Annotated in this window: 7 protein-coding genes; 1 reads left to right on the plus strand and 6 read right to left on the minus strand. The window is 74.6% G+C overall.

The window, feature by feature from the left end; all coding sequences use genetic code 11:
• Window positions 1-126: 126 nt before the first annotated feature.
• The gene (locus tag GTR02_RS15640; protein WP_166608424.1) at window positions 127-1,488 is read right to left on the minus strand and encodes a hypothetical protein; all 1,362 of its coding nucleotides are present in this window, start codon (window positions 1,486-1,488) and stop codon (window positions 127-129) included.
• 163 nt (window positions 1,489-1,651) lie between these two features.
• Here GTR02_RS15640 and GTR02_RS15645 point away from each other — a divergent pair, with 163 nt between their 5' ends.
• A complete protein-coding gene (locus tag GTR02_RS15645; protein WP_166608425.1) occupies window positions 1,652-2,659 on the plus strand; it encodes a glycosyltransferase in 1,008 nt (335 codons plus the stop codon).
• A gap of 76 nt (window positions 2,660-2,735) precedes the next feature.
• On the opposite strand, the gene GTR02_RS15650 is transcribed toward GTR02_RS15645, so the two are convergent.
• The 5 genes from GTR02_RS15650 to GTR02_RS15670 all read right to left on the minus strand — a co-directional run.
• Window positions 2,736-5,012: an NPCBM/NEW2 domain-containing protein gene (locus GTR02_RS15650; protein ID WP_166608426.1), complete on the minus strand. Its 2,277-nt coding sequence runs from the start codon at window positions 5,010-5,012 to the stop codon at window positions 2,736-2,738.
• Between the two features lie 177 nt (window positions 5,013-5,189).
• Complete coding sequence (locus GTR02_RS15655) at window positions 5,190-6,230, minus strand: glycosyltransferase (RefSeq protein WP_166608427.1); 1,041 nt, start codon at window positions 6,228-6,230, stop codon at window positions 5,190-5,192.
• A 131-nt stretch (window positions 6,231-6,361) separates the two neighbouring features.
• Window positions 6,362-7,516: a glycosyltransferase gene (locus GTR02_RS15660; protein ID WP_205709393.1), complete on the minus strand. Its 1,155-nt coding sequence runs from the start codon at window positions 7,514-7,516 to the stop codon at window positions 6,362-6,364.
• A 461-nt stretch (window positions 7,517-7,977) separates the two neighbouring features.
• Window positions 7,978-8,328 carry a hypothetical protein gene (locus GTR02_RS15665; RefSeq protein ID WP_166608428.1) on the minus strand — a complete coding sequence of 117 codons (351 nt, stop codon included), beginning with the start codon at window positions 8,326-8,328 and terminating at the stop codon, window positions 7,978-7,980.
• Window positions 8,329-8,470: 142 nt separating this feature from the next.
• Window positions 8,471-10,259, minus strand: a 1,789-nt coding sequence (locus tag GTR02_RS15670; RefSeq protein WP_205709394.1) for a DUF4012 domain-containing protein, incomplete at its 5' end; no start/stop codon positions are given.

The following is a 10,259-nucleotide window of genomic DNA, read 5'->3' on the forward strand; positions in this document are numbered from 1 at the left end:
CCCGGGGGGGCACCGGCGCTGCGAGCGGTCGGAGCCACCGCCTGCCCAGGGGGTTCACCCGATCGCCACACCCGGTGCCGCCGGCCGGTCCCCGCCGCCGGCCCCCAGCCGCCGCTCAGCGCCCGCTCAGCCGTCGCTGGGCGTCGCGGCCGGGGTCGCCGCCTCCGTCAGCCGGACCAGCTGCACCTCGTCGGGCACGGCGAGGTCGAGGGAGGCCACGTCCCCGGGACGGTCCACGGGTGTCGTGCCGGCGAACGTGGGCGCGTAGACGGTGGCGCTCATGGTCCGCGGCAGGGTGAGCGTGACGTCGCGCGTGGTCTCGACGTCGCAGCACTCCTCGCCCGCGGGGTAGGACAGCGCGTTCGTCCAGATCGCGACCCAGTAGCTGCCGTCGCGCTTCTGCAGGACGACGTGGCGCACGTCGTCCGCACCGGTGACGGTGACGTCGAAGCGCGTCGGGTTCACCGCGGTCCCCGGGTCCTCGAGCAGGTCGACCGTGCTCGCCACGGCCGCGAAGGCCGGCTTGCGGGTGCCGTCGGGACGCAGGAACAGGTCCCAGTCGTCGGTGGAGAGGTTGTAGAGGTAGTCCCGCTCGACCCCGAGCCGGAAGTACTCGAAGTAGTGGCGCAGCGCGTACTTGGCGCTCGCCCGCTCCGACACCCCGCCCTGCCGAGTGCAGCCCTCGGGCGTCAGCGTGTTGCAGTAGCCGCTCTCGGTGGAGATGACGCCCTTGCCGTCGCACAGCTGCAGGGCCGACGGCAGCCACTTCGACTCCAGCTCCGTGTCGGGCAGGTCCCCACCGGGGTAGCTGTGCATGGCCGCGACGTCGCAGCGCACGCCGACCAGCTGCTCCGCGGCGTCCGGGTCGGCCACGGTCGGGCTCACGACGGGCAGCGACCGGACGCGGGCCTGCACGTCCTCGTCGTCGTCGGTGAAACCCTTCACGGCGTCGAACATCTCGTCCTGGAACCGGCGCACGCCCTCGGGCCACGACTCGCCCTGGTACTCGAGCTCCTCGTTGATGTCCCACTCGTTGGGGCCCTCGACGCCCTCGACCGCGTCCAGCACGGGCAGCACACCGCGCGAGACGGTGGTGGGGCCCGTGTAGCCCTCGCGGGGGTCCATGACGAGCAGCGTGCGGATGCCGTAGTCGTCGTGGAGCTCGTTGACGTGGCGGAAGAAGGCCGTGCCGTTGCCCCCGGTGCGGATGTGCCGGACGCCGAGGTCGCCCAGGGCCGGCGCGAGCAGCTCGTACTTGGCGGACTGCTGGTAGAGCTGCACCGCCACACCCATGCTCTCGACGAACGCGTCGGAGGCCCGCACGTCGCCCGGGTCGGGGATCCGGACCACCGGAACGGGTGCGTCCTTCCGGGTGACGACGACCACCACGGTGACCGTGGCCGCCACCACGACGGCCAGCAGAGCGGCCAGCAGGGCGCGCCGCTTGCGTCGACGGAGGGTGACGGGAGGTGCGGACGGGTGCGGCACAGCGACTCCGGAGAGGGGGGAGGCGGGTCACGACGGGCGCAGCGGCGCTTGGGCCGCCCGTGTGCCCGAACGGCGGCGCGGTGCACGCGCACGCGGGGTTCGGATACCTTCGGAGTGTAGGCGTCGACCGGGGCGCCTGGAGGACGACGAGGTGAGGTTCCCCGTGACGGCAGTTCCCGAGGTCTGCATCGGAATCCCTGTCTACAACGGGGAGAAGTACGTCCGCGCGACCATCGAGTCCGCGCTGGCGCAGGACTTCGCGGACCTCGAGGTCGTCATCTCCGACAACGCCTCCACCGACGGCACGGCCGCGATCTGCCGCGAGTTCGCCGAGCGTGACCCGCGGGTGCGCTACGTGCACCACACCGAGCACGTGGGTGTCGCCGACAGCTTCTCCCGCACGTTCTCCCTGAGCCGCAGCCCCTACTTCAAGTGGGCCGCCGCCGACGACGTGAGCCACCCCACGTTCGTGCGCAAGGCGCTCGCCGTCCTCGAGGAGCACCCCGCCGCGGTGTGCTGCTACAGCGAGGCCGCCGTCGTGGACGGCGACGGCCGTCGCGTCCGCGACGACGACTACATGCTGGACCTGTCGGTCCCGAGCCCGGGCACGCGGTTCGCCCGCGTCGTCCTCGCGCCCATCAAGCGGCACGCGGGTCACGAGCAGTACGGCCTGCTGCGCTCCGAGGCCGTGCGCCGCGCGGGCGCCATGAGCAACCACGTCTACGGCGACCGGGTGCTGCTGGTCCGCCTCGCGCTGCAGGGCCCGATGCTGCGCATCCCCGAGGTGCTCTTCTTCAACCGCGACCACGACGGGCGCAGCCAGCGCGACGGCGCCCGCCCCACCCGGCCGGGCTCGGAGATCAGCCGCTACATCGGGGTGGGTCCCTGGCCGCCGTCGGAGTTCTGGAACCCCGCTCGCAAGGGGCGGATCGTGTTCCCCGACTGGGACCTGGCGGGGCAGTACGTCAAGGCCGCGGTCGAGGCGGACCTGCCGGCGGCCGAGCGGGCCAGGGCCCTGGCCTCCGTGGCGACGATGGTGGGCGTGCGCGCCCCGAAGTACGGCCGCGACCTGGTCATCGCCGCCGAGCAGGCGGGACGCCTGCTCGCCCGGGGACGGCTGCCGTGGCACGGCGGGCTCGACCAGCTCGACCGGACCACCGCGGGGCGCTGACGACCGTCGCGGAGTCCTCCCCCACGCCGTCGTGCCGGTCACCCCGAGGGGTGACCGGCACGTCGCGTGAGGTGGGTCAGTCGTTCAGCGCGGCGTCCGCCCAGTCGGCGTGGTCGAACGCGTTGCCGTTGCCGGCGTCGGTGACGACGAGGCGGATGTCCCTCTTGCCCTTGACGTTCACCGAGACGGCCCGGGCGCCGCTGGCGCGGGTCACGACACCGGAGTCGTAGACCTTGCTGCCGTCGGCGTGGACCTGGAAGACGACGCTGCCGTTGGCGCCGACCTCGTCGTCCAGGCCCACGGTGGCGGCGAAGGTGCTCGCGCCGTCGTTGGCGAAGCGGACGTCCGAGCCGGCGTGCACGCCGAGGCCGCTGGAGAACGTCCGGCCCGAGATCGACAGGGTGCGGCCGTCGCCGGTCGCGCCCTCACCGTTGCTGCGGTTCAGCTCGACCGGGCCCCAGGCGTTCGCCACGGTCGTCAGCGGCAGGGTCGAGACCTTGCGGGCGGCGCGGGGGACGGTGGGGGCGGGCTGCACGACGGTGGTCGCCGCGGAGGAGACCTTGGCGTCCGCCCAGTCGGCGTGGTCGAAGAGGTTGCCGTTGCCCGCGTCGGTCACGACGAGGCGGATGTCCTTCTTGCCCTTGATGTCCACGGCGACGTTGCGGGTCCCCGTGGCGCGGGTGACGACGCCCGAGTCGTAGACCTTGGCGCCGTCGGCGTGGACCTGGAACACGACGCTGCCGTTGGGGCCCACCTCGTCGTCGAGACCGACGGTGGCGGTGAAGCTGCTGGCACCGGTGTTCGTGAAGCGGATGTCGGAGCCGGCGTGGACGCCGATCCCGGTGGCGAACGTCTTGCCGGAGATGGACAGCGCGCGTCCGTCGCCACCCGCGCCCTCACCGTTGCTGCGGTTGAGCTCCGCGGGGCCCCACGCGTTGGCGACCTGCTGCAGGGGCAGTGCCGAGACGGCGGTCGTGGTCGCCGGGACGACCGGGACGACCGGGGTTCCCGGGGTGCCCGGGTCGACGGGCTTCGGGATCACGGGGGTGGTGGGGGTCGTCGTCGAGCTCTTGCCCGCCAGCTCCACCAGGGTGACGCCCTCGGTCGAGGCGAACTGCACCGAGGAGGTGTTGCTCGTGCTGGCCACGGCGGCCTTGCTGCGGATCGGGTTGTAGACGCGGGCCGTGGTGACGGCCGAGCCGAGCTTCAGGGTGACGGGCACGTCGGCGGGGTTGAGGACCTGACCGCCGTTCCACGTGCGGTCCTGCTGCCACACGGCCAGCCAGAAGGTGCCGTCGCGCTTCTGCAGCAGCAGCGTGCGGGTGTTCGCGTTCTGCCCCTGCAGCTCGTAGTTCAGGGTGCCGGGCGTGAAGGCGCTGCCCTTGTCGTTCAGCAGGCCGATCATGTTCGAGATCGCGGTGAAGGAGGGCTTGGGGCTGCCGTCGTTGCGCAGCAGGCCGAACTTCGACTCGAAGGAGTTGTCGGCGTGCTGGTCGAACAGCTCGTAGGAGAAGCTGCGCACGATCCCGCGGCGGAAGTGGTCGAGGTACAGCTTGGGCAGCGCCTCGGCGACCAGGGCCTCCGGCATCGTCTTGTACGGCGCGCCGACGTCGCCCGTGGAGAACCCGGTCTCGGTGGCGTAGACCTTCTTGCCCGGGGCGGTGATGCCGTTGTTCGCCAGGACGGTGTTGATGATGCTGTCGTTCATGTGGAACTGGTTGCCCGGGTAGTCGTGGGTGTTCCCGTAGTCGACGTAGGCCGAGATGTTGCCCAGCGCCTGGTACTTCGAGGCCGCGTTGGTGTCGGCGAGCGAGGGGGCGACGATCGGGATGTGCTTGGTGGCCGGGTCGTTGCGGTAGGCCTGGGCCACCTGGATCGTCCAGTTGCGGGCGTCGGCCGCCCAGTTCGCGCCGCGCAGGTCCCACTCGTTGAGGCCCTCGACCGCGTCGATCGACGTGGGCAGCTGCGTCTTGACCATGTCCTTCAGGCCCGCGGGCGTCGCGCCCTGGCGGGGGTCCTGGACCATGGTGATGCCCACGCCGAGCGGGCCGAGTTCCTTCTCGACGAAGCTGCTGGCGTACGCCGACCCGGTGCCCCAGCCGTCGCGCAGGTGGCGGATGCCGGACTCCTGCAGGCGCTGCTTGACCAGCGGGTAGTTCATGTACGGGGTTCCGGTGTAGGTCAGGTGGGTGGCCACCCCGATGGAGTCGACGAAGGAGTCGGCTGCCTGCGCCTGCTGGGGGAGCACGTCAGCCTGCGCTGCGGGGGCCGAGACGGCTGCCGAGGACAGGGCAGCGGCGACCGCGAGAGGGAGCTGGGCCGCGAGCAGCTTGCGGGACAGTCGGAGCTTCATCGAGGAGGTCCTTGCGTCGAGTGCGGGGGACACTCAAGGCTTCGTCGCTCCCCGGGGGGTCCTTGACCCCGTTACCCGTGATCCCTCGACAGTTGCTCCGAACGGGTCCTCCCGTCACCCGATCGGCCCACGACGGGGTCAAGCCGGCACCGCGCGGCGCCGAGGTGGAGAGGTGGATCAGTTCCCGGCCGCGGCGTAGACGGCCGCGAAACGCGGTCCGAGGGCCTCCGGGCGGTAGCCCGCGGCCGTCTCCACGGCCGCGGCGCCGAGGTCGCGGCGCAGGTCCGGATCGTCCACCAGGGTGCGGAGCCGGGCGGCCAGCGCCGCCACGTCACCCACCGGGTACAGCAGGCCGTCACGGCCCGGCGTGATGATCTCGGCCGGTCCGCCGGCGTCCGCGGCGACGACCGCGAGGCCCGCGGCCATCCCCTCGACGACCACCTGGCCGAAGGGCTCCGGCACGGTCGAGGCGTGCACGAGGACGTCGGCGCCGGCGAGGACGCCCTCGACGTCGTCGGTGAACCCGAGCACCTCGACCTGGTCGGCGATGCCGAGCTCCTGCACCTGGCGCAGCAGCCGGGCGGCGTAGTCGTCCTCGCCGAACAGGGCCGAGCCCAGCACGACGGCCCGGTGCGGGGTGCCCGCGAGGGCGCGGGCGAAGGCCTCGAGGAAAACGTGCTGGCCCTTCCAGGGCGCCAGCCGGCCGACCATGACGATGCGCAGCGGCCCCCCGGCCGACGCGGTGCGGGGCGCGCGGGTGGCCCGGTAGGGGTCCGGCACGACGACCGCGGCGCGCCGCGGCGGCAGCTGGAGCGTCTGCGCGGTGGCGTGGGAGTTGGCGAGCACGACCGTCGGGAGCCACCGGGCCAGGCCACGCACGACGGCCGCGGTGCGCGCGGGCATGTAGTCGTCGGCGATGCGGTCGCGGGCGTGCCACACGACGGGGACGCGGGCGAGACGGCCGGCGACGCTGCCGTAGAGGGCCGACTTGAGCGAGTTGGTGTGCACCGCGTCGGGGCGCAGGGTCCGCAGCCGCCGCGCGAGCCGCAGCGTGTAGGACGCCGTGGCCACGAGACCCGCGAGGGGCACGCGGGAGGCCTCGGTGCGGCTCGTCGTGCGCACGCTGCCGTCCAGCGGCAGGACCTCCACGGTGGCGCCGGTCGCCAGCAGCAGCGGCACGAGCGGGCCGTCCTCGCCCAGCACGACGTGCCGGCGCACCTGGGGGAGGGCCTCGAGCGTGCGGACGAGGGCGATCTCGCCGCCCGACAGGAGGGCGCAGTGGTCCAGGTAGACGACGCGCGCACCGCCGGGACGGTCGGCGCCCCGGGGCCCCCGGCGCCGCAGAGGACTCAGGAGCGCGCCCCGCCGCCGACGACCTCGGCGACGAGCTCGTGCAGGCGCCGGCCGAACTGCGCCGAGGAGAAGCGCTCGCCGTGCGCGCGCACGGCGGCCGCGTCGAAGGCCGCCGGGTCGAAGCCCGCCAGGGCCGCGGCCAGCGCCCCCGCGTCCTCGCGGTCGACGTAGACGGTGGCGACACCCTCGAGCCCGCTGTCGAGGTAGCCCCCGGCGCGCAGGACGATGCTGGGCTTGCCGAAGGCGAAGCCCTCGACCGGCGACAGGCCGAAGTCCTCGTGGCTCATCGCCACGACCGCGCTGCAGTGGGTGTACAGCCAGCGCAGCTGCGCGTCGCTGATCCCCGAGACGCCCGTCAGCCGGTCGCTCCAGGTCCGCGAGCCGGGCAGGCCGCCGACGGCCACGAGGCGTGCCCCGGGCGTGCGCTCGACGGCCTCGCACACGAGCTGGGTGTTCTTGTAGCCGCGACGGCGCCCGACGGTGAGGAAGAACCCCGGCTCCAGCCCCGGCACGGGCTCGACGGGACCGGACGCGTCCAGCCCCGCGGGCGGGTGGATGACGCGGGCCTGCACGCCGTAGGCCGCTTCGATGCGGCGGGCGACCGAGGTCGAGTTGGCGACGTAGGTGTGCGCGGTGCGGGCCGCGCGGCGGTCCCACGCGCGCAGCGGTGCGAGCGCCCGGCCGACGGCCCGGCGGGCCAGCGGCGGCAGCATCGAGAAGTAGTCGTCCGGCTGGTACAGCCAGCGCGCGGGGTTGTGGCAGTAGACGATCTTGGGCCCGTGCGAGCGCAGGCCGTGCGCCCAGCCGGAGGAGCTCGCCAGCAGCACGCCCGCGGGCACGGGCATCCGGCCCATCACCAGGGCCAGCAGGCCGAAGGCCCGCCTCGGGTCGCGGCGGAACGGCGCGACGCGGTTCAGGACGCTGGCGCGGACGTCGCGGTCGGCGAACTCCGGGAAGGTCGCGTCGCGGTCGTACACGCTCGTGACCAGGGGGGCGTCGGGGAAGTGCCGCGCGAGCTCGAGGGCGACGCGCTCGCCGCCGCCGCGCTGCGTGAGGTAGTCGTGGGCCAGGACGACGCCGGCGCGACCGGGCCGGTCCACGGCCGGGACGGCGGGACTGAGCTCGGTCGGACCGCTGGCGAAGATCGTCACAGGGTTCCCCCCCTGAACAGCACGGAGCCGGTGCGGTGCCCGCGTGCACGTGGTGCCGCCGTCGCCGGGTGCGGCGGACGGTGGCGGAGTCGGACGGTGGTGCTGATCGGTGCTGCCGGCCGGTCGTGCTGGTCGGTGGTGCTGGTCTGCGCGGCGGCGCCGGCGCGAGCCGGTCCGGCGCTTCCCCCCGGTCGTCGGCGCGCCCGGAGGCGCGCGACGGGGACCAGGATGACGCACCGTGACACGCCCGTCCAGCCGCCGCTCCCCCGTTCGGACGACATTGCGCTGCGTAGCAACGTGAACACGTTCGCCGCCCCCCGATGGACCCACCACGGTTTGTCACTCACGGTGACGTCATGCGATCACTGAGCCACAACGCGGCGGCCCGGACACGACGGAGGCCGGTCGACGTCGACGTCGACCGGCCTCCGGGGGGCGCTGCCTCGTGGGCAGCGGGTGGATCAGTGCTGGCGCGTGCCCTTGCGGCGCCCGGCCAGGACCATCGCGGTGCCGCCCAGGACGAGCACGGTGCCGGCGGCCGCCCACGGGGCGACGTCCGCACCCGTGTAGGCGAGCTCGTCGCTGCTGGCGCCCACCGCGCCGGGGGTGGCGCTGGAGCTCGAGCTGACGCCCGGGGTCGAACCACCCGTCGTGGGGCTCACGGCCGGCGTCACGACGTCGGACACCGTCGGCGTCGGCGTCGCGGGCGCGTAGCCGGTGCCGGCCGACGCGGCGGCCGCGCCGGCGGTGAGGCCGGCGAACGCCAGCACGCCGGCGGCGGCGAGGCGCAGAGTGGTCTTCGAGGTGCTCACAGGTGGGTCCCCCCCAGTCGAGATGTCGCACCGGAGTGATCCGGAGCGTGCTCAGAATGACGGAACGTCACTCGCGCGTCCAGCTCATCGTGGCATCCGGGGGGTCTGATCGACTCAGCGTGAGGTCTCATCGACGCACAGCTCACCCCGTGGGTGTGCAGGGCCCCTCGGTGACCACGGGCGCCGCTGCGGTCGCGGGTCCCGTCACGCTGCGGGGGAGGGCCGCGGCGTCGCCGCGCAGGCTCCAGCGCACGACGACGTCCTGCGCGGGGGGCACGTCGACGGTCAGGCGCACGAGCCGCCACCCGTGCTCAGCGTCCACGGCGGTCGCCACGGGCGCGCCGTCGAGGGTCACCCCGTCCAGGCCCACCCACGGCGGGACCCACAGCGAGACGACCTCGCGGGCCGTGCGCTCGCCGAGCGGCGTGTCCGCCAGGGCGTTGCGCATGTAGTCCGGGATCACCTCGGGGACGTCGCTGCGCAGGGTCAGCTGCAGCGCCGAGGCGGCGTCGGCGCCCGCGGGGGCGCAGGGCGGCTCGACGACGACGGTCGGCTGCACGAAGTAGTCGAGCTTCGACGGCGCGACGTTGGTCAGCCCGAGGTGCGCGGTCGTGCTGCCCGCCGGGTCGCCCAGCACGCCGGCGACGCCCGCCGCGACGAGCGCCGCCTGGGCGGCGGGGTCCGCGCTCCAGACGCTGAGGTGACCCGTGCGGACGGCCTCGCGCCCGCCCTGCAGCGCGGCGGTGGACAGGCCGTCGGCGAGGACGGCCTGGAAGGCCGCCGCGGAGGTCACCGTGAGGAAGAGCTTGCGGGCGTCCTGGTCCTCGCCGTAGCGCACGTAGGCCTGGCGCATCAGCACGTCGGGGAGGTCGCGCGTGGCGACCTGGCCGAAGGGACCGAGGTCCAGCGGCGGGTGCTCGGGCCCGAGCAGCGCCGCCAGGCCGACCGGGTCGACGAAGACCACGGCGTCCGGCCGCGGCCGCCCGTCGGAGGCGAAGAGGTCCGCCGTCAGCCGGCCGGCGTCGTCCGCCTGCGCGCCGACCGTGACGTTCTGCACGGTGCCGGCGTCGTCGTCCCCCGAGCCGTCGCCGTACAGCGCCGTGTACTCGGGGCCCAGGACGCGGGGGTCCGCGCGCGCCCCGTACAGGTCGTCGTCGGAGCCGGTGCCGACCAGCTCGATGCGCCCGGCGTCCACCCGCAGCACGGCGTAGGCCCCGACGATGCCCTGCACCGGGCGGATCTCCGCCGGGTTGGTGAAGGCGACCAGGTAGGTCCGCGGGCCCTGCGCACCGAGCAGGGCGGGCACCTGGGGGGCCACCTCGGCGGCCGTCGCGAGCGGCCCGGCGACCCGGTCCAGCTGGGCGGCGACCGGCTCGAGGCGGCGCGCGAGGACGTCGAGGACCTCCGGGGCGGTCGCCGCCGCCAGGTCGGCCCGCGCCCGCGGCAGCCGCTGCGCGTAGTCCGTGACGACGGGCGTCAGCTGCTGCAGGGCGGCGACGTCGACGGTCGCCTCCGCCGAGACCAGGCCGTCGCCCAGCGCGTCGTCGGCCACGCCCAGCGCGGCGGGCAGCGGCTGCGTCAGGAGCGCCGCCGCCGAGGAGGCCCCGCCGACGGCCCGCAGCTGCGCCCCCACCCAGGGCACGCGCTCGGCGGCCCGCCACGGCCACTGGCCCGTCGCGCGGGCCGCCGTCGCGGCGTCGTCGGCGATGCGCTGCGCCCCCGGCCGGGCCGCGGCGAACCGCTCGGCGCGCAGGTCGTCCTCGAGCGCGGGCGCGGCCGACGACACGCGCAGGAGGGCCCGGCCGGCCTGCACGCCGCTGACCGCGACGGCCACGCCCCAGGCCACGAGGAGGAGCAGGACGACGCCCAGGACCAGCCGCACCGGGTGCCGCCCGCCGCGGGGGCGGCACCCGGTGCGGCTGGTCCTGGGC

It is taken from the genome of Kineococcus siccus (assembly GCF_009906795.1).
Classification (GTDB): Bacteria; Actinomycetota; Actinomycetes; order Actinomycetales; family Kineococcaceae; genus Kineococcus; species Kineococcus siccus.

Coding starts and splice junctions, on each gene's coding strand:
- GTR02_RS15650 (WP_166608426.1), bottom strand. CDS start 5,012: ATGAAGCTCCGACTGTCCCGCAAGCTGCTCGCGGCCCAGCTCCCTCTC.